16 protein-coding genes are annotated in these 19,074 nt (G+C 61.6%); 9 read left to right on the top strand and 7 right to left on the bottom strand.

The features are described 5' to 3' along the window. Window positions 1–8: 8 nt before the first annotated feature. The 3 genes from C5L12_RS15080 to C5L12_RS15070 are packed head-to-tail and all read left to right on the top strand — an operon-like array spanning window position 9 to window position 3,714. Entirely contained in the window at window positions 9–1,259 is a 1,251-nt protein-coding gene (locus C5L12_RS15080; RefSeq protein WP_105372924.1) for a sugar ABC transporter permease, read from the top strand. Between the two features lie 21 nt (window positions 1,260–1,280). Beyond that, window positions 1,281–2,009, top strand: a complete 729-nt coding sequence (locus tag C5L12_RS15075) for an SDR family oxidoreductase (RefSeq protein ID WP_105372867.1) — start codon at window positions 1,281–1,283, stop codon at window positions 2,007–2,009. Between the two features lie 55 nt (window positions 2,010–2,064). Further along, window positions 2,065–3,714 carry an FGGY-family carbohydrate kinase gene (locus C5L12_RS15070; RefSeq protein WP_105372866.1) on the top strand — a complete coding sequence of 550 codons (1,650 nt, stop codon included), beginning with the start codon at window positions 2,065–2,067 and terminating at the stop codon, window positions 3,712–3,714. Between the two features lie 164 nt (window positions 3,715–3,878). Here the strand turns inward: C5L12_RS15070 and C5L12_RS15065 are convergent, their stop codons facing one another. Together C5L12_RS15065 and C5L12_RS15060 are read right to left on the bottom strand one after the other, a co-directional pair. After that, window positions 3,879–5,972 (bottom strand): ATP-binding protein, encoded by a 2,094-nt coding sequence (locus C5L12_RS15065; protein WP_105372865.1) that lies wholly within the window; start codon window positions 5,970–5,972, stop codon window positions 3,879–3,881. Further along, a complete protein-coding gene (locus C5L12_RS15060) occupies window positions 5,969–6,709 on the bottom strand; it encodes a response regulator (RefSeq protein WP_105372864.1) in 741 nt (246 codons plus the stop codon). The genes C5L12_RS15065 and C5L12_RS15060 overlap by 4 nt, the downstream gene beginning before the upstream one ends. Before the next feature lie 220 nt (window positions 6,710–6,929). Between C5L12_RS15060 and C5L12_RS15055 the strand changes: the two genes are divergently transcribed. The 6 genes from C5L12_RS15055 (at window position 6,930) to C5L12_RS15030 (ending at window position 14,035) form a co-directional block, all read left to right on the top strand. Beyond that, window positions 6,930–7,952 carry an ABC transporter substrate-binding protein gene (locus C5L12_RS15055; protein ID WP_105372863.1) on the top strand — a complete coding sequence of 341 codons (1,023 nt, stop codon included), beginning with the start codon at window positions 6,930–6,932 and terminating at the stop codon, window positions 7,950–7,952. A 117-nt stretch (window positions 7,953–8,069) separates the two neighbouring features. Then, window positions 8,070–9,095 (top strand): ABC transporter substrate-binding protein, encoded by a 1,026-nt coding sequence (locus tag C5L12_RS15050; RefSeq protein WP_105372862.1) that lies wholly within the window; start codon window positions 8,070–8,072, stop codon window positions 9,093–9,095. 72 nt (window positions 9,096–9,167) lie between these two features. Then, window positions 9,168–11,390 carry an ABC transporter permease gene (locus C5L12_RS15045; RefSeq protein WP_105372861.1) on the top strand — a complete coding sequence of 741 codons (2,223 nt, stop codon included), beginning with the start codon at window positions 9,168–9,170 and terminating at the stop codon, window positions 11,388–11,390. Continuing rightward, complete coding sequence (locus C5L12_RS15040; RefSeq protein WP_105372860.1) at window positions 11,387–12,448, top strand: ABC transporter ATP-binding protein; 1,062 nt, start codon at window positions 11,387–11,389, stop codon at window positions 12,446–12,448. Before C5L12_RS15045 ends, C5L12_RS15040 begins: the two co-directional genes overlap by 4 nt. A 34-nt stretch (window positions 12,449–12,482) precedes the next feature. Next, on the top strand, window positions 12,483–13,148 hold the full coding sequence (locus tag C5L12_RS15035) for an HAD family hydrolase (RefSeq protein ID WP_105372859.1): 666 nt from the start codon (window positions 12,483–12,485) through the stop codon (window positions 13,146–13,148). An 89-nt stretch (window positions 13,149–13,237) separates the two neighbouring features. Continuing rightward, window positions 13,238–14,035 carry an inositol monophosphatase family protein gene (locus tag C5L12_RS15030; RefSeq protein WP_105372858.1) on the top strand — a complete coding sequence of 266 codons (798 nt, stop codon included), beginning with the start codon at window positions 13,238–13,240 and terminating at the stop codon, window positions 14,033–14,035. A gap of 117 nt (window positions 14,036–14,152) precedes the next feature. On the opposite strand, the gene C5L12_RS15025 is transcribed toward C5L12_RS15030, so the two are convergent. The 5 genes from C5L12_RS15025 to C5L12_RS15005 are packed head-to-tail and all read right to left on the bottom strand — an operon-like array spanning window position 14,153 to window position 19,067. After that, window positions 14,153–14,899, bottom strand: a complete 747-nt coding sequence (locus C5L12_RS15025; RefSeq protein WP_105372857.1) for a ribonuclease activity regulator RraA — start codon at window positions 14,897–14,899, stop codon at window positions 14,153–14,155. Window positions 14,900–14,920: 21 nt separating this feature from the next. Then, window positions 14,921–16,084 (bottom strand): mandelate racemase/muconate lactonizing enzyme family protein, encoded by a 1,164-nt coding sequence (locus tag C5L12_RS15020; protein ID WP_105372856.1) that lies wholly within the window; start codon window positions 16,082–16,084, stop codon window positions 14,921–14,923. Between the two features lie 30 nt (window positions 16,085–16,114). Next, window positions 16,115–17,212, bottom strand: a complete 1,098-nt coding sequence (locus tag C5L12_RS15015; RefSeq protein WP_105372923.1) for an ABC transporter ATP-binding protein — start codon at window positions 17,210–17,212, stop codon at window positions 16,115–16,117. Window positions 17,213–17,223: 11 nt separating this feature from the next. Then, the gene (locus tag C5L12_RS15010) at window positions 17,224–18,111 is read right to left on the bottom strand and encodes a carbohydrate ABC transporter permease (protein ID WP_105372855.1); all 888 of its coding nucleotides are present in this window, start codon (window positions 18,109–18,111) and stop codon (window positions 17,224–17,226) included. Next, window positions 18,108–19,067, bottom strand: a complete 960-nt coding sequence (locus tag C5L12_RS15005) for a carbohydrate ABC transporter permease (protein ID WP_105372854.1) — start codon at window positions 19,065–19,067, stop codon at window positions 18,108–18,110. Before C5L12_RS15005 ends, C5L12_RS15010 begins: the two co-directional genes overlap by 4 nt. Window positions 19,068–19,074: the final 7 nt, after the last annotated feature.

Raw genomic sequence — 19,074 nt, 5'->3', positions numbered from 1 at the left:
GCACCGACATGTCCCCCAATTCCAAGCCCACTTCGCTCGCACTCGATCGCAGCGACGAGCGTGTCAGCCACGCCGACGGCATTGGCGGCACGATCCGCGCCTTCATCAGCCGCGTCCGCTCCGGCGATCTCGGCATGCTACCGGTTGCGATCGGCCTGATCGTCATCTCGACGGTCTTCAGCATCCTCAACCCGATCTTCCTTGCACCGAACAATCTGGTGAACCTGCTGTTCGATTGCGCCACCGTCGGCATCATCTCGCTCGGTATCGTCTGCGTCCTCATCCTCGGCGAAATCGACTTGTCGGTCGGCTCGATGAGTGGTCTCGCCTCCGCGATCATTGGCGTGCTCTGGGTCAATTTCGGCATTTCGCTGCCGCTCGCCATTGGTGCCGCCCTGGTCACGGGCGCGGCAGTCGGTGCACTCTACGCCATGCTTTACAATCGTCTCGGCATGCCGAGCTTCGTTGCCACGCTTGCAGGTTTGTTGGCATTGCTTGGGATGCAGCTCTATATCCTCGGCCCAACGGGCAGCATTAATCTGCCTTATGCTTCGCCGCTCGTCCGCTTCGGCCAGATCCTCGTGATGCCGGACTGGCTGTCCTACCTGCTCGCCCTGGTCCCGGGTGCCGTCCTGATTGCTGCCGGTCTGGTGATCAGGAAGCGCCGTCAGGCGGTCAATCTCTCCTCGCAGCCGCTGAGCAGCCTCGTCGTCAAGGCCGCCGTTCTGACTTTGGTCCTGGAAGCTGCCGTCTACTACCTCAATATGGGGCGCGGCGTGCCATGGATGTTCGGCCTCTTCGTGGCTCTTGTCGTCATCCTCAACTATGCACTGACCAAGACTCAGTGGGGTCGGTCCATGTTCGCGGTCGGTGGCAACCGCGAAGCCGCCCGCCGCTCCGGCATCAATGTCCGCCGCATCTACATGAGCGCCTTCATGCTGTGCTCGACGCTGGCCGCGCTCGGTGGCACGCTCTCGGCAGCCCGTCTCGCCTCGTCTAGCCAGCAGGCGGGCACAGGTGACGTCAATCTGAACGCCATCGCCGCAGCCGTCATCGGCGGCACCAGCCTCTTCGGCGGTCGCGGCAGCGCTTACTCGGCACTTCTCGGCATCATCGTCATCCAGGCGATCTCGAACGGCCTGACGCTGCTCAACCTCAGCTCGTCGCTTCGCTACATGATCACCGGTGCCGTTCTCGCCATCGCCGTGATCGTCGACTCGCTCGCTCGCCGTTCGCGCGTCAGCCATGGCCGTGCCTGATATAAAGACTGGAGACCTGTTATGACTGAACTGATGAAGGGCAAGGTTGCGGGGATCACCGGCGCAGCCTCAGGTATCGGGCTTGAATGCGCCCGCACACTGATCGCCGAAGGCGCGACCGTCGTTCTGATCGACCGCGCCAAGGACAAGCTCGAGACGCTTTGCCAGGAATTCGGCGAGCGCGCAAAGCCCCTGGTGGTCGATCTCTTCGACGGTCCTGCCGTCTCCAGCATGCTTCCCCGCATCCTGGAGCTTGCTGGCCGGCTCGATATCTTTCATGCCAACGCCGGCGCCTATATCGGTGGGCCGGTGGCCGAGGGAGATCCGGATGCCTGGGACCGGATGCTCAATCTCAACATCAATGCCGCCTTCCGCTCGGTGCATGCGGTCCTGCCGCACATGATCGCGCAGAAGTCGGGCGACATCCTGTTCACCAGTTCGATTGCCGGGGTGGTGCCGGTGGTCTGGGAGCCGATCTACACGGCATCGAAGTTCGCAGTCCAGGCCTTCGTGCATTCGACCCGCCGTCAGGTCGCTCCGCATGGCGTGCGTGTCGGTGCGGTCCTGCCAGGGCCAGTCGTCACGGCACTGCTCGACGACTGGCCGAAGGCCAAGATGGAGGAAGCGCTTGCCAATGGCAGCCTGATGCAGCCAAAGGAAGTGGCCGACGCCGTGCTCTTCATGCTGTCGAGGCCGCGCAACGTAACGATCCGCGATCTCGTGATCCTCCCGAACAGCGTCGATCTCTGACGCCGGCGTGATCCGGAAGCACGCACACTACAAGCCGACAGCAGAGCGTAAGATCATGACCCCAGCCCAAAACTCGTCCGAGGGAGCCCAGCAATACGTCATCGGCGTTGATGTCGGAACGGGAAGCGCGCGTGCGGGTCTGTTCGACCTCTCCGGCAAGATGCTGTCGGTTGCCAAGCGCGACATCACGCTTTTCCGCGAGGCCGGCTCGATCGTCGAGCAGTCGAGCACGGAAATCTGGAACGCGGTCTGCGCGATCATCCGTGAGGTTGTCGCTTCTGCCGGGGTTGATCCGGCCCAGGTCGTCGGGCTCGGCTTCGATGCGACGTGCTCGCTCGTCGTGCTCGGGGAGGGCGGCAAGCCGCTCGCCGTCGGGCCGTCGGAGAAGGCCGAACGCAATATCATCGTCTGGATGGACCATCGCGCGGTTGCCCAGGCCGAGCGCATCAACGCCATGGGTCATGACGTGCTGCGCTACGTCGGCGGGCGCATTTCTCCCGAGATGGAGACGCCGAAGATCCTGTGGCTGAAGGAAAACCGCCCCGCGACCTTCGCGGCCGCCTGGCAATTCTTCGACCTTGCCGATTTCCTCACCTGGAAGTCGACCGGCGATCTTTCCCGCTCGACTTGCACCGTGACCTGTAAGTGGACCTATCTCGCTCATGAGGCGCGCTGGGATGAAAGCTATTTCGAGAAGATCGGTCTCAACGAACTGGCGGCTGAGGGCTTTGCCCGCATCGGTACGGCGATCGTCGAGCCCGGGACCCGTCTCGGCCAGGGGCTGACGGAGGAGGCGGCAAACGAAATGGGGCTGAAGCCTGGCACGGCGGTCGCGGCCGGCATGATCGACGCCCATGCGGGCGGGATCGGTACGGTCGGGATCGGCGGCAATCCCGCCGAGAACCTCGCCTATGTCTTCGGCACCTCCTCCTGCACCATGACCTCGACCGCAGAGCCGGTCTTCGTGCCCGGCGTCTGGGGGCCTTATTACTCGGCCATGGTGCCCGGCATGTGGCTGAATGAGGGCGGTCAGAGTGCGGCTGGCGCTGCGATCGACCAGCTTCTCTCCTTCCATCCGGCTGCAAGCGAGGCGACAGCCAGGGCGCGTGTAGCGGGCAAGTCGCTTCCAGCCTTTATGGCCGAAATCGCCACGGGCAAGGTCGCGAATGCCTCGGAGGCGGTCGAGCTCGCGGCCGGCCTGCATGTCGTCCCGGAATTTCTCGGCAATCGCGCGCCCTTCGCCGATCCACATGCCCGCGCCGTCATCGCGGGGCTTGGAATGGAGCGCGACCTCGACAACCTCGTCGCTCTCTACATCGCCGGCCTTTGTGGCATCGGTTACGGACTGCGCCAGATCATCGAGACCCAGGCCAAGGCCGGTGCTTCGGTGGAACGGGTCGTCATCAGCGGCGGTGCGGGGGCAAGTCCGCTGGTCCGGCAGATCCTCGCGGATGCCTGTGGCAAGCCGGTCCTCGCCCCAGTCGCAGAGGAACCGGTCCTGCTCGGCTCGGCCATCCTCGGCAGTGTCGCTGCCGGCGTCTATCCCGATGTTCGCCACGCCATGGGCACGCTCTCATCAGTTGCCTCGGTGTATGAGCCGAGGGACCAGGATATGGTCGGGGCCCATGAACAGCGTTACCAAGCTTTTCTCAGTCTTCAGGAAATTTCGAGAAAGATACGACCTTCGACGGCGCTCGCGATTTGAAATTGCTCATGCGTGTCCTGATGCCGCTCGTCATGTGAGGCGGCTAGGTGCCATCAACTGGGGCGCGGTGCAGGCCGGCGCGATGAAACAAAGAAAGTGAGCCGATGGACACGACCAGCAAAGGTCGTAGGATCGTCGGTCTCTTCAAGAGCGGATGGCAGGTTTCATGCGGGAAAGAAAAGTTCAACGACTGTTCCCTTGCCCGGCAGAGAGGTGATGCGAGCGTCTCCGCCGCTTTGGCGTACGAAGCCGTAGACCACAGCGAGGCCAAGACCGGCGCCGCCTTCGGCGTCCCGGGTGGTAAAATAAGGTTCGAAGGCCTTGTCGATGGCTTCGGGTGTCATGCCGATACCGTTGTCCGTCACGCTGACGCTGACGCCGGCATCGCCGCGGGAACAACCAATAACAATTGTACCGCCCGCCGGCAGAGCCGCAGCGGCATTCAGGCAGAGATTGAGGATCGATTGCTCGAAGAGTGCTGCGTCGATGAGGACGGTGGGCAGGTCGTCGTCAATCTCGAAGGAAAGCCGGCATTTTTCGCCGATGGCGATTTCCAGCACGTCGGCCATGCCGCGCAGCACTGCGCCGATCTCCACCGGGCCAGGATTGCTCGGCTGCTGGCTGCCGATCGAAAGCATGCTTCCGGCGAGGGACCTGCCGCGGTCGGCAGCCTTGCGGATGCGGGCTATGTGCCGCTTTTGCCGGTCATTGAAACCGGTTTCGCGCTCCAGCAGGCCAAGGCTGCCGGTGATGATCCCGATCATGTTGCCTACCTCATGGCTCACCTGATGGGTCATGCGCATGATGCCGTCGAGGCGCTGGATCTTCGCTGCCTCGGCCTCCTGCCGATCCATGTCGGTAATATCGCGTGCGAGAAGGATGATCCCGCCATCCGGCTGGCGCGATAGCGAAACTTCCGTCACCCGGCCGGCATCGGACCGATGGCGCAGCACGGACCGGTCGCGGAGCAGTCCGGCATCGTTCTCGGCCGGCAGAAGTGCCGGATCGATCTCTTCAAGGGGCGCGACGAAACTGCGGAGCGGCAGTTTCCGGGCTGAGCCGGACCAGCCGACCAATTCGATGACGCGCCGGTTCATCGTGATTGGCCGGCCGCGCGGATCGAACAACGCGATGCCCTCGTTCATGCTGCGGAACGTGGAACGGATGGTACGGGCGGCCGCCTCGGCCGTGCGCCGCAGCCGCGTCACGCGCTCGACACTCTCCCGGAACGCACGGAACGCTTCGAGCAGACGGACCAGTTCCGTCTCCGTGCCCTCATAGCTCGGCGTCTCTACATCCTTGCGTCCTTCGGCCAGCGCGTTCATGCCGGTGGAGAGCGCGACGATTCCGCGCGAAACGCGCATGACGGAGCGGATGGAGAAAATCGCCATGACCAGTACAAGCAGCGACGCCAGGGCGACGATGACAAGCAAGCGGCTCAGAGCGTCGGACGTCGAAATGAGATCTTCGTTGAGACCCCGGGCGACGGCCTCGCTCTGGGTCTCGGTCGCATGCGAGAGATCGCGAGAAACGGAATGCAGGCGCCCCACTGCGGCGCGGATGGAAAACATTTCAAGCAGATAACGTGTCTGAGCCTCAAAGACCCGCTCATAGGGTCTCAGCTCGCCGGGGGAAATCCGTGAATCCGGGGCTGAGCGTTCCAGGCGCGGCGTCGTCTCTGAGACATAGCGGCGGCGCAGTTCCCCGAGCTGGAAAAGACTGTCCGAGTTCGACGCCGACTGCACGATATCGTTGAGCTGTCGCCGGAAATCGGCGTCTGCGATCCCGCTGCCGGTGGCAATTTCCCCAAGCGCGGCCGCGGCCTCTGCCTTGTGCTGCTGAGCCGCTTCCGCATCGCCGGCAAGTGTCGTCGTCTGCATGCGGATCGTCTCCAGCAGCTCGACGATGTGGGCCCCGGCAAACCCCTTCATAACCGTCTCGTCGTGTTTCGGCTGCATGGTGAGAAGCAGCGCATCGACCTGGGCGACGACCGACCTGCTTTCGCTGGAGACCCTGTAAGGCGACGTGGCGTTCATCAGGAAAGGCGCGCTGGACACCAGATCGGAGACCTGCCGCGAGACAAGTGATGCCTTGGCGAGACTTGAAAACGCCTGCAGGCCGTAAGCCGCCATCTCCTCGCGGGCGCGCTGGAGGCCGTAGACTGCGACCGTGGCCAGACTGAAGACAAGTACGCAGATGAAGACAATCGCGAAGGGCAGCCGAAAGGCGATCGAGGAGAGAAACGGGCGACTGATCACGGCGAGAGCTCGCCGTCGTCGGTACTCAGTACATAGCCCTTGCTGCGGCGTGTCTGGATGTGGCGCGGCAGGTCCGGATTGCGCTCGATCTTGCGGCGAAGGCGCAGCACGAGCACGTCGACATTGCGGTCGATATAACGCTCGCTTTCGGCGCCAAGCCTGTCGAGGATGTGAGCGCGGCTGACGGGCAGGTTCGGGGTCTCGGCAAGAATTTCGAGGAGGGCAAATTCGGCGCTGGTGAGGGATTTGGCGGGATCATTCAGGCAGACGGCGCGCCGGTTTTTAAGATCGACCGACCAGTCGCCGAGCCTCAGCGCCGCCGGTTCATGCTTGCGGTCGATTTCCGGCTCGTGCTTCAGCGAGGGGATCGTCCGGCGCAGCACAGCCTTGATGCGTGCCGTCAGCTCGATCGGCTCGAAGGGTTTGACGACGTAGTCGTCCGCCGCCGTTTCCAGGCCGAGCACCCGGTCCGCTGCGCTGCCGGCGGCCGTCACCATGACGATGCCGATATTGGTCTGCGCGCGGAGGCGTTGCGCGAAGGTACGACCGGAGGTGCCGGGAAGGTTGTGGTCGACTAGAACCAGATGCACGGTTTCGCGGCTGATCACGCCGGCGGCCTCTTCTGCCGACGGCGCGGTAAGCGGCGTCCAGCCCTCCGCCTCTACCAGGTCGGAGATGAGCTCTGCCATATCCGGATCGTCCTCGACGATCAGAATCCTTATCCTCTCATTCAACATATGCACGTCCTCCCGCGCCCATCATAGGCGGGGCCATCGCAATCTTCAAAGCGGCTCGCATTATGGGGCCTGTCATATTTGTAATCTTTGTCACTTTCGGGATGTCGGTCGTGCCTGCCGTTGTAAAAACGGTAACCATTCTGCGGGTTGCGGCGGGTGGCAGATATGGCATCCTGAGTACGGAGATTGGGACGTTCACCGTTCCAAATGGGAGGATATCGTGAGAGGTAAAAGCGCTTTCGGCGCGGGCGTTGCATTGTGGTTGTGCAGCGTTTCGTCTGGCATGGCCGCCCCATCGCTCACCGTGCTATGCGGTGTCGATGAAGCGTGGTGCGCCGAGATGAAGACGGCCTACGAGACGAAAACCGGCCTCGAAATTGCGATGACCCGCAAGAGCACCGGAGATATTCTCAACCAGATCCGTGCCGAGAAGGCGGCCCCGACAGTCGACGTCTGGTGGGGCGGCACTGGTGACACGCATCTGCAGGCGGGTTCGGAAAACCTGCTCGAAACGTATCAGCCGGCGCATGAGCGAGACCTGCTGCCCTGGGCGCTGAATTTTTTTGCCATGTCCGGTAGCCGCTCGGCGGGCATCTATGCCGGAGCACTCGGCTTTGCCTACAACGTCGACCTTCTGCGTGAACTGAAGCTGCCTGCACCGACCTGTTGGAAGGACCTGACGGACATCGCCTACCGCGGCCGTATCCAGAGCGGCAATCCTAAGTCGTCGGGGACCGCGTTCACGACGCTTGCGACGCTCGTGCAGCTTTTCGGCGAAAACGAGGCTTTCCGCTTCCTTGCGGCTCTCAACCGCAATATCGACCAGTACACGACCGCAGGTGCCGCACCGGTCAAGGCGGCGGCGCGCGGAGAAACCCTGATCGGCATTTCCTTCATGCATGACGCCGTGACGCAGAAACAGGCGGGATCGCCTCTCGTCATCGTCGCCCCCTGTGAGGGTACCGGATACGAGATCGGGGCTGTCAGCATCGTCAAGGGTACCCGGCATCCGGAAGAGGCAAGGCAGTTCGTCGATTTCGCCCTGAGCCCGGAAGGTCAGGGGACCGGTGCCGCTGCCGGCCAGAACCAGGTCCCGTCCAACGCGAAATCGACCTTGCCGCTCGCCGCCCCCGATATCTCGTTGATCAAGATGGTCGATTACGACTTCGCTACCTTTGGCTCGCCGGAAGAGCGAAGTCGGCTGCTCGAACAGTTCGACGCGGTGATATCAGCGACTAACTAACTGCCAACACCAACCACGACCCGAACTTCGTGAACGCGCCGCTCGCAAGCAGGCCGAAGGCCCTGCCGTGTCTCGTTCGCACCAAAATCGGAAACCAGGCAACAGGAGGATGCCCCGATGAAACAGACCCTTTCCCTTATGCTCTTCGCTGGTACGGCGCTTGCAGCTCTCCCGGCGCAGGCGGCCGGCGACCTCAACCTCATTTGCTCGGCGGACGTCGTCATTTGCGAGCAAATGAAGGGCGATTTCGAGAAAGCCCATGGCGACATCAAAGTGAACATGGTGCGCCTCTCATCCGGCGAGACCTATGCCAAGGTACGTGCGGAAGCGCGCAACCCAAAGACGGACATCTGGTGGGCCGGGACGGGCGACCCGCATCTGCAGGCCGCTTCCGAAGGCCTGACGCTCGAATACAAGTCGGCAAAACTCAACGAGTTGCACGACTGGGCCAAGAGTCAGGCGGAAAGCTCCGGCTACCGCACCGTCGGCGTTTACGCCGGCGCGCTCGGGTGGGGCTACAACACGGAAATCTTCAAATCGAAGGGGTTCAAGGAGCCCGTTTGCTGGGCGAACCTCCTGGCGCCGGAACTGAAGGGTGAGATCCAGATCGCCAATCCAAATTCGTCCGGTACGGCCTACACGGCGCTGGCCTCTCTGGTGCAGATCATGGGCGAGGATCAGGCTTTCGATTACCTGAAGAAGCTCAACAATAACATCTCGCAATACACAAAGTCCGGTTCCGCGCCGGTCAAGGCGGCCGCCCGCGGAGAAACAGCGCTCGGCATCGTCTTTGTGCACGATGCGGTGGCGCAGACGGCAGAAGGTTTCCCGGTCAAGTCGGTTACGCCGTGCGAAGGCACCGGTTACGAGATCGGCTCCATGTCGATCATCAAGGGTGCGCGCAACCTCGACAATGCCAAGATCTGGTACGACTGGGCGCTGACCTCGGAAGTCCAGTCGCGAATGAAGGATGCAAAATCCTTCCAGCTCCCCTCCAACAAGAGCGCCCAAATCCCCAAGGAAGCTCCGCGCTTCGAGAACATCAAACTGATCGACTACGACTTCAAGACCTACGGCGACCCGGCAAAGCGCAAGGCGCTCCTCGAGCGCTGGGATCGTGAAATCGGCGCCGCCGCCAACTGATGGTGTCCTGAGTGGCGGCGCCCTCCTTCTGGGGTGCCGCCTCCTTTCAACGCAATGACAGCGAGGTCGGCCATGATGCATGGCAATCGCAGGCTGGACGTCGTCCTGATCCTGGGCGCGGTCGCTCTGATCCTTCTGCCCTGGTACCGGTTCGACGGTGGCTTCTACGGGCTGGGCTGGGTGGCCGGTTTCCCCTTTTCTTCCGCAGCGGCGCCAAATCTGGTGCAGGTCGGCGTGCACGGCCGGCTCTGGCTTGCCGGTGCCGTCCTGCTCCTCCTCATCGCCGGTGCTGCCCGCGGTATGGGAGATCCGATGCGCCGGGGCGTCGTTCTGGCTTGGGTAGGCGCGCTGGGCATTCTGTTCCTCGCGTTCCAGGGCTTGGCCATCGGCCTCACCGGCTGGACATGGACTATCAGCGGGACGCTGTTCGGGCCATTGTCCGACGGCCAACCGGCGATGGGCGCCGGTGCCGTCCTTTCCGCCATCTCCTTCGTGCTGCTCTTTGCCTTTGGTCTTGCCGAGCGTGGCGTGATGAAGGGAGATGCCTTCGTCGTCAGTGCGATCTCGCTCCTCGTCTTCCTCGTCATCGTCTTCGTCTTCTACCCGATCGGCAGCATGTTCATCGGTGCGGTGCAGGATTTCGACGGCTCGTTCAATCCGGATAACTTCACCCGCAACGTGCAGGATTCCGGCATCTGGAGCCTCGGCTGCCTGACCGGTGGCGCGCGCTGCGGCGTCGCCTGGCGCACGCTCTGGCTTGCCATCATGACCGGCCTCGGTTCGACACTACTCGGCCTTGCCTTCGCGCTCGTCGCCACCCGTACGCGCTTTCCCTACAAGAAGGGCCTGCGCCTGCTGACCATCCTGCCGATCATCACGCCGCCCTTCGTCATCGGTCTTGCGCTGACCCTGCTCTTCGGCCGTGCCGGCGTCATCACGCAGGGCCTGTCCGACCTCTTCGGCATCGAGCCCGGCCGCTGGCTTTACGGCCTCACCGGCATCTGGATCGCGCAGGTGCTGTCCTTCACGCCGATTTCCTTCCTCGTGCTGATCGGCGTCGTCGAGGGCGTCAGCCCGTCGATGGAGGAGGCTTCGCAGACGCTGCGGGCCGGCCGTTGGCGTACCTTCTGGCGCGTTTCGCTGCCGCTGATGAAGCCGGGCCTCGCCAACGCCTTTCTCATCGGCTTCATCGAGAGCATGGCCGATTTCGGCAATCCGCTGGTGCTCGGCGGCAGCCATGGCGTACTCTCGACGGAAATCTTCTTCGCCGTCGTCGGTTCACAGAACGATCCCTCGCGCGCCGCCGTGCTCGCCATGGTATTGCTCGCCTTTACACTGTCTGCCTTCCTTGCCCAGCGTTTCTGGCTTTCCGGCAAGAATTTCGCAACCGTTACGGGCAAGGGTGACAGCGGGGCGCATATCGCGCTCCCGCGCGGTGTCTCGATCGGCGTACACGCTCTCGTCATCCCGTGGGGCCTCTTCACGCTCGTCATATACGGAATGATCCTCGTTGGCGGCTTCGTTAAGACCTGGGGGCTCGACAATTCCCTAACCCTCGACCACTACGCCAAGGCCTTCTCGATCAGCTTCGACAACGGATTTGTCTGGACGGGCGTCGCCTGGAACTCGTTCTGGACAACCATGGAGATCGCGCTCATTTCCGCACCGTTGACGGCGGTCGTCGGCTTGCTGACAGCCTATATCATCGTGCGCCAGAAGTTTGCCGGCAAGAACGCCTTCGAATTCGCTCTGATGATGAGCTTTGCCATTCCCGGCACGGTCATCGGCGTCAGCTACATCATGGCGTTCAACCTGCCGCCGCTCGAAATGACCGGCTCGGCACTGATCCTGATCGCCTGCTTCGTATTCCGCAACATGCCGGTCGGCGTACGCGGCGGCATTGCGGCGATGAGCCAGCTCGACAAGAGCCTGGACGAAGCCTCGCTGACGTTACGCGCCAACAGCTTCCGCACGATCCGCAAGATCATACTGCCGCTCCTGCGGCCTGCAATCACGGCGGCGCTGGTCTATTCCTTCGTCCGCGCCATCACCTCCATCAGCGCCGTCATCTTCCTCGTCAGCGCCGAATACAACATGGCGACCTCCTACATCGTCGGCCTCGTCGAAAACGGTGAATACGGGGTGGCGATCGCCTATTCCTCCATGCTCATCGTCGTCATGGTCGCCGTCATCACCGGCTTCCAGCTTCTTGTTGGCGAACGGCGGCTTCGGCGCGAAAACCGCGTCGCCGGCATTACCCCGTCCGCCACTCTTCGTCAGGAGAAAACCGCATGATTACCCAGAAAGCCGGCTCCGTGGTCTTCCAGAACGTGAAAAAGACCTTCGGCGCCTTCACCGCCATTGCCGACCTCTCGCTCACCATCGAGCCCGGAACGCTCGTCACCCTGCTTGGCCCCTCGGGCTGCGGCAAGACGACGACCCTGCGGATGCTCGCCGGCCTTGAACATCCGACGGCGGGGAGAATCCTCATCGGCGGCAAGGACGTCACCATGCTGCCGGCCAACGAGCGCGATGTTTCCATGGTTTTCCAATCCTATGCGCTCTTTCCGCACATGAGTTCGCTTGAGAATGTCGCCTATGGCCTCGAATCTTCGGGCCTGTCCCGCAGGCAAGCGCGGGAGAAGGCGGAGGAGGGGCTGGCGCTCGTTGGCCTGGCCGGCATGGGACAGCGTCTGCCGGCCGAACTCTCTGGCGGACAGCAGCAGCGCGTCGCGGTGGCTCGTGCGCTCGTACTGGAGCCGCAGGTGCTTCTGCTCGATGAGCCTCTCTCCAACCTCGATGCCCGCCTGCGCCGCCGGGTGCGCACGGAAATCCGCGAACTCCAGCAGCGCCTCGGCTTCACCGCCGTCTATGTTACGCATGATCAGGACGAAGCGCTTGCCGTCTCGGATCGCATCATTGTCATGAAGGACGGGCAGATTGCCCAGTCGGGAGCCCCGCGCGAGCTTTATGAATCGCCCGCTTCCTCTTTCATCGCCGATTTCATGGGGGAAGCCAATGTGATCCCGTGCGACGTGCTCGGCATCGATGGCGCCGACGCAGAAATCCGTATCGGCGGATTCCTGCATCGGGTGCCTGCGGGCAGGGCGAAGCCTGGTGCAGCAAGCCTCGCCGTCCGCCCGAGCGCTGTCTCGCTGTTGGAGGGGCGCGGGCAGGGACTTGCCGGCCGCATTCTGCATTCAGCCTATCTTGGAGACCATGTCGAATACGAGGTCGAAACGGAGGTCGGCACGCTCTTCATCGTTGACCATGCCGTTGACCGTATCCTCCCTGCCGAGTCCGAAGCCACACTAGGCTTCCGCGGTCGCGGCATCGCTCTTATCAGCGCCTAAGAGCCCCTGAGCCAATGCGCAAGAAGGAGCAAGTATGATTGATATTCTATCGCTCGAGAATAATTTCGAGGCTGTCATTTTCGATTGCGACGGCACGCTCGTGCACACTCCCCCCGTCTATGCGGACGCATGGGCCTCCGGCTTTTCACTTTCCGGCAAGCTGATGAGCCATGCCTGGTACTTGGCGCGTGCGGGGATGTCTGAAGCGGTTCTCATGGATGCCTTCGAACGAGAATTCGACGTTGTGCTCGATCGCGAATGCGTCATTGCCACGATGCGATCGCGCTTTCTCCGGAATGTACACAATGTGCGCGAAGTTCGTGTTGTTGCCGCAACTGTTCGCCGGCTGGCTGGCGTGCTTCCGATGGCCGTTGCCTCTGGTGGTTCCCGAGAAATCGTTACAGCCACGTTACAAGGAACTCGTCTACGGGAGTATTTCAGCGAGGTGGTCACGATAGATGATGTGGCTAATCCAAAGCCGGCGCCGGACCTGTTCCTGAAGGCGGCCGCTTTGTTGGGAATTGAACCAAACCGATGTGTCGTGTTCGAAGACAGCGAGCAAGGAATTGAAGCAGCTCGACGGGCGGGAATGAGCGTCATTGATGTAAACAGCTTCGCTCTCCACGAGCCGCAATGCGAGACCACAGTAGGCGGCAGCTCGATGCGCAACCCTGACGAACATCGGCAACGATCCTCCTAGTCACCTTTGCCATCTCACCCCGGCCTCGCAAGCTGACGGCATCGACCTCTTAAACAGTCAACGACCAGAACCATTCAAGGAATACCAGCATGACGTTACAAGAAACCGGACTTGATACGCGCTTCGCTCTCGCCAAAGCGATTGCACGTGAGGCGGGCGCTATGGCGCTCGATTACTTCAACCGGCGCGAGACGCTCGTGATCGAGACGAAGCGGGATCTGCAGGACGTCGTGTCCATTGCCGATCGCAATGTCGAGACATTCATACGACAGCGCGTGGCGGAAGCTTTTGGGGCAGACGGATTTCTGGGCGAGGAAGACGGTTACCAGGAAGGACAGTCGGGATTGACGTGGGTGGTCGATCCGATTGACGGGACGGCGCCGTTCGTCAATGGCATGCCGACATGGTGCGTGTCGATCGCAGTTCTGCACCGCGGTGTGCCGGTGATCGGCGTAATCCATGTTCCATGCGATGATGAACTCTACGCGGCAGCAGCAGGCGCGGGCGCGAGCCTGAACGACAAGACGCTCAGCCTCGATCCGTCAAGAACTTTGCAAAACGGCATGACCGGCATTGGCTGCAACACCTATGTCACGCCGGAACGGGTAGGTGCGATTGTCTCCGCCTTGCTCGGCAAAGGCGGAAATTTCATCCGGAACGGCTCCGGTGCCCTGATGCTGGCCTATGTGGCCGCGGGCCGGCTTGTCGGATACTACGAGCCGTACATGCGCGCCTGGGATTGCATGGCCGGCTATTGCCTCGTCAAGGAAGCCGGTGGAAACCATCTGCCTTTCCCGGCTGAGGGAGAAGCCCTGTTGCAGGGCCATCCGGTGCTGGCGAGTAATCAGACAGCCTACGCCGATCTGCTGGCAATCCATGCCGGTTGAACTCCCAGCCGTCCAACCGACAGGATGATTCGTTTCCCTCAAGGCGGCCAAGGACTGAGGGTGGCGTTCGATTGTTGGGTCCCAGAAATCCGACGCCCGCCCAGGGTAATCCATCGGCTAAATTGTTCCCAAGCGGTTTGTCTTGCGCCACTCTTCGTATTCTCCTTGCGCATCGTTATGCAGCGGATAATAGCGCTGCAACGACCCCCCTTCCATAAGCTTCGCTCGCGAGAACTCCTCCCATTCGTGATGCTTTTGCGACTCCTTGATTACCTGCGACGCCATTGCCACTGGAAGCACCACTACCCCATCATCGTCGGCGACGATGATGTCGCCGGGGATGACAGTGACACCGCCGCAAGCGATCGGAACGTTGACGGCATTGGGGTAGATGCTGGTCTGGACATGATAATTGGGCGTCCAGCCGCGCAGCCATAATGGGAGATCCAGTTTCTCCACATTGGGCCGATCGCGCATGCACCCGTCGATGACGATGCCGGCGCCGCCTCTGCCTTTGAAATACGTCGACATCATATCGCCGAACACGCCCGAACTCATGTCGCCGCGCGCATCGACCACGACCACGTCGCCCTCCTGCGCGTGATAGAGCACATGCCGGTGCAACTGCGTCTCCGGATCGGCATATTCGCCCTCAGTGAAGAGGTCCGGTCGCTGCGGCAGGAACTGGAGCGTCAGCGCCGGCCCGACGATCGACTTCCCGTGGTTCTGCGGCACGGGACCGACCATGTGCGGATTGCGGAAGCCCATATGGCCAAGCGTGCCGGCAACCGTCGCGGCGCCGATGTCCTTCAGCGCGTCGATCAGGTCCTTGGGCGGCCGCGTAATGTCTGGAATATGCGTCATTTGAGACTCCGATGGATGAAACTACCAGTTCGTAACGGAACCGTCGCGGCGCCTCAGGTGAGGCGCCTCCCAGAAACGAAAGCTCTCCGCCTTGACCGCCTCTTCGTTGACCTCGACGCCGAGCCCCGGCAGATCGCTGACGGGGTAGTCGGGACCATCGAGCCGTGGCTGCACGGGGAAGAAGTCGGAATTATCGAAACCCAGCTTTGTTTCGGGTGCCCTGGTCTCGAGCCAGGCGAAATTCGGCACCGCGGCGGCGAGATGGATGGTTGCGGCCGTGCAGACTGGGCCTAGGGGATTGTGCGGCATCAGATCCACGTAATGCGCCTCGCTCCAGCCAGCGACCTTCATGGCTTCGGTGAGCCCGCCGACATTGCAGACATCAAGCCGGTTGAACTGATGAATGCCGCGCTCGATATAGGGCAGGAACTGCCACTTGCTGGCAAATTCCTCGCCGATCGCGAAGGGGATGTCGGTCATCTTGCGCAGGGATTCATAGGCCTCCGGCGTCTCGTCTCGTATCGGTTCTTCGAGGAAATCAAGTACGCCACGGCCGAGTTTGTTGCAAAAGCTCGCCGCCTCCGCCACCGACAGCCGATGGTGATAGTCGATCCCGAGAACGACGTTGTCGCCGAGCGTTTCGCGCGCCTTGTTCAGCATCCGTGCGGTCGCGCCGATCGACTCCCGCGGCTCAAAGATATCCCTGCTGCTTTGCCCGATGGGGAAGAAGCGGATCGCCTGCCACCCCTGTGCGCGCAGCTCGCGGGCCCGTTCGATGGCAACTTCGCCCTCGGCCTCGTCACCGGTCGAAGCGAAGGTGGGAACGCGGTCACGCTGCTTGCCACCCAGCAGTTCGTAAACGGGAACCCCCAGCGCCTTGCCCTTGATGTCGTGAAGGGCAATGTCGATGGCGGAAATCGCCGCCTGGAGAACGCGCCCGCCTTCGAAGTATTGGCTGCGATAACTTTCTTGCCAGATCCGACCAATCTGCATCGGATCGCGGCCGATGAGAAACTCGCGATAGTGCTCGATCGCGCCGACAACTGCCTTCTCGCGACCGCTCAAGCCGCTCTCGCCCCAGCCGACGATGCCCTGGTTGGTCTCGACCTTGACGAGCATCTGGTTGCGTGTCCCCACCCATACAGGATAGGGCCTGATAGCGGTTATTTTGAATTTCGTAGTCATCCATGCCCTCGTTCACGCGTCCGCTCTGTCTCAGTGGGCCTTGAGGGCCATTTCTGTTTCGCCGTCGAACAGATGCATCCGCTCCTGGTCGAACTCGAGCCAGATCTGCTCATCGGGCGCGACGGCAATGGTCGGCGGCATGCTGATATTGACGAGGGCGCCGGACAGGAAAGCCTGTACGAAAGTGACGTCTCCGGTCGGCTCCACCGTGTAGGCCTTCGCAGGGATGCTTCCTGGCACCGCACTCTTGTGCAGCTTGATCGTCGAGTGACGTGCGCCGAGCACGATTTTCCTGGTTTTTGCCTTCGCGACCTTCTGGGCGTTGTGTGGCGAGAGCTCGAGGCTCCAACCCTCCGCGCTGGTCAACACGGACTTGCCGTTTGCCGTCGATGCCTCCAGCGGAACAAGGCTCATCGCCGGACTGCCGACGAAGCTGGCGACGAACATGTTCACCGGGTGGGCAAAGACTTGCGCGGGTGAATCGTATTGCTGCAGGTAGCCGCCGTTCATCACTGCCATCCTGTCGGCCATGGTCACGGCTTCGAGCTGGTCGTGCGTCACATAGATGATCGTCGCCTTGAGGTCCTGATGAAAACGCTTGATTTCCGACCGCATCTGCACGCGTAGCTTCGCGTCGAGGTTGGAGAGCGGTTCATCCATCAGGAATACCGACGGATCGCGAACGAGGGCGCGGCCTAGCGCCACGCGCTGTTGTTGCCCGCCCGAAAGTTCCCGCGGCTTGCGTTCGAGCAGCTCGGTCATGTCGAGCACTCGTGCTGCTTCCCTGACCTTCCTGTCGATCTCTTCCTTTGGCAGCCTGCGCATCTGCAGCGGGAACGCCAGATTTTTGTAGACCGATTTCTGCGGATACAGCGCGTAGTTCTGGAACACCATTGCGATGTCCCGGTCCTTGGGATCGAGGTCGTTGACCACCCGATCACCAATGACGATGTCGCCAGATGTGATGGGGATGAGCCCCGCCACAAGGTTGAGCGTGGTTGTCTTGCCGCAGCCTGAAGGACCGACGAGCGCAACGAATTCGCCGTCGTTGACCGTCAGCGAAACATTGTTGACAGCTTTGAAGCTGCCATAGGTCTTGACCAGATCTTTAAGGACCACGTGGGCCACCGGCAACTCCCCTAGTGCTTGACTGCGCCTTCCGTGAGAGCGCGTACGAAGTATCGTTGCAGGACGAGGAACAGGACCACGACGGGCACGCTCATCATGAAGCTCGCCGCCATCAGGCCCGGAAAGTCCGTGGTATTTTCCGAGAAGAAGCGCTGGATGCCGACCGGCAGTGTCAACTGCTCATTCTTGGAGAGGAAGGTGTAGGCGTATATGTACTCGTTCCACGCGCCGATGAAGGAATAGATCGCTGTGGCGATGATTCCCGGCGCCGAGAGCGGCATCACGATCAGGACAAAGGCCTGGAACCGGGTTGCCCCGTCGATGCGCGCCGCCTGCTCGAGTTGCACCGGGATGTTGTCGTAGAAGCCCTTGAGGAGCCAGATTGCCAGCGGCAGGCCGAATGTGAGGTAGGTGAGAATGAGCGACCCATGCGTGTTCACCAACCCGATCGCGCGCATCAGGATGAAGAGCGGCACGAGAAAGATCACTGCTGGGAACATGTTGCGAAGCAAGACGGCGAAGAACAGAAAGTTCCGGCCCGGAAACGTGAAGCGCGAAAACGCGTAGGCCGCAGGAACTGCCACGATCACCGAAAGTATGGTCGTGGCTGTCGAGACGAAAAGGCTGTTCCAGAAGAAGCGCAGGAAGTCCTGGCCGACGCTGTTTTGCGGATCGAGCAGCTTCTGGTAACTGGCGAGGGTAGGTTGGTCCGGCCACCATTGCGGAGGGAACTGCATGGCCGCGAAGCCGGACTTGATCGAGGTGATCAGCATCCAGATCATCGGCAACGCGGTGTAAAGCAGTATGAACACGAGGAAGATGCGGCCGCTCCATCGCCATCCGTCGATGCGCCGACGACGGGCCTGACCTCGAGAAGCAGTCCCGGCAATCGCGCTCATACGCTCCCGTCCTTTCGCTCGTTGCCGCTTAGCGCACGGACATAGAAGTAGCCGAGCGACATTACGATCATGAACAGCAGCACCGAATAGGCCGATGCCACCCCCCAGCGCTGGCGGCCGAAGGCGAGTTCATAAATATGGGTGATCCAGATATGGGATGCGTTCGACGGCCCGCCGCCGGTCATGATCCAGGGGATGATGAAAGAATTGAAGTTGGCCACTGCCAGCAGAAGGATCGTCACCGTCGAAACGTTTCTCAAGTGCGGAAAGGTGACGTGGCAGAACCGCTGCCACGCATTGGCTCCGTCGACTTTCGCGGCGCGCAGCAGTTGGTCGGGAACCGTCTGCAGGCCAGCCATCATCATGATCATGGCAAACGGAAACTCTCGCCAGATGTTGACGACGATCAGCGAGGGCAGCACCGTGCTGACGCTGTCGATGAAATTCGGCGGCCGATCGGCCAGGCCGAGGCCGACCAGCACCGCGCCGATGATCCCAAAGTCCGAATGGTAGATCCACTTCCAGATATACGACGCGGCGACCGCGCTGATGACCCAGGGAATGATCAGGATGGCGCGGAGGATGCCGCGACCGGCAAAGTCGCGATGGAGTGCCAAGGCGCAGGCAAACCCCAGGACAAATGCGATCAAGGTGGATGCCAGTGTCCAGATAAGAGTGTTCGAGGTGACCTTCCAGAACACCGGGCTTTTAAGGATGGCGGTGTAGTTGTCGAGCCCGGTGAAAATCTTGTCCCGGAGTTGCAGGCCAGGCGGCGTGTTAAAGAACGACAGCTCGATCGTGTAGTAGACAGGGTAGGCTATGACGATGAGCATTACGACGATTGCGGGAAGCACATACGCGTAGTCAGCGCGATGCGACCAGATCTTTCGCAGCATGCCGGACTTATCGGATTGAAGTCTTCGGTGAGCCTCGGCCTTGCCAGTCAAGATCGTCACTGTACGG

Source organism: Neorhizobium huautlense (assembly GCF_002968575.1).
GTDB lineage: Bacteria > Pseudomonadota > Alphaproteobacteria > Rhizobiales > Rhizobiaceae > Neorhizobium > Neorhizobium huautlense.
The sequence above is the reverse complement of the archived record's forward strand: the minus strand, read 5'-3'. Positions and strand labels throughout refer to the sequence as shown.

What these genes read in the sequence shown, in the direction of transcription:
- C5L12_RS15020 (WP_105372856.1), bottom strand. Translation starts at nt 16,084, where the DNA reads ATGACTACGAAATTCAAAATAACCGCTATCAGGCCCTATCCTGTATGG.
- C5L12_RS15060 (WP_105372864.1), bottom strand. Translation starts at nt 6,709, where the DNA reads ATGTTGAATGAGAGGATAAGGATTCTGATCGTCGAGGACGATCCGGAT.
- C5L12_RS15025 (WP_105372857.1), bottom strand. Translation starts at nt 14,899, where the DNA reads ATGACGCATATTCCAGACATTACGCGGCCGCCCAAGGACCTGATCGAC.
- C5L12_RS15050 (WP_105372862.1), top strand. Translation starts at nt 8,070, where the DNA reads ATGAAACAGACCCTTTCCCTTATGCTCTTCGCTGGTACGGCGCTTGCA.
- C5L12_RS15080 (WP_105372924.1), top strand. Translation starts at nt 9, where the DNA reads ATGTCCCCCAATTCCAAGCCCACTTCGCTCGCACTCGATCGCAGCGAC.
- C5L12_RS15045 (WP_105372861.1), top strand. Translation starts at nt 9,168, where the DNA reads ATGATGCATGGCAATCGCAGGCTGGACGTCGTCCTGATCCTGGGCGCG.
- C5L12_RS15035 (WP_105372859.1), top strand. Translation starts at nt 12,483, where the DNA reads ATGATTGATATTCTATCGCTCGAGAATAATTTCGAGGCTGTCATTTTC.
- C5L12_RS15075 (WP_105372867.1), top strand. Translation starts at nt 1,281, where the DNA reads ATGACTGAACTGATGAAGGGCAAGGTTGCGGGGATCACCGGCGCAGCC.
- C5L12_RS15010 (WP_105372855.1), bottom strand. Translation starts at nt 18,111, where the DNA reads ATGAGCGCGATTGCCGGGACTGCTTCTCGAGGTCAGGCCCGTCGTCGG.
- C5L12_RS15030 (WP_105372858.1), top strand. Translation starts at nt 13,238, where the DNA reads ATGACGTTACAAGAAACCGGACTTGATACGCGCTTCGCTCTCGCCAAA.
- C5L12_RS15040 (WP_105372860.1), top strand. Translation starts at nt 11,387, where the DNA reads ATGATTACCCAGAAAGCCGGCTCCGTGGTCTTCCAGAACGTGAAAAAG.
- C5L12_RS15070 (WP_105372866.1), top strand. Translation starts at nt 2,065, where the DNA reads ATGACCCCAGCCCAAAACTCGTCCGAGGGAGCCCAGCAATACGTCATC.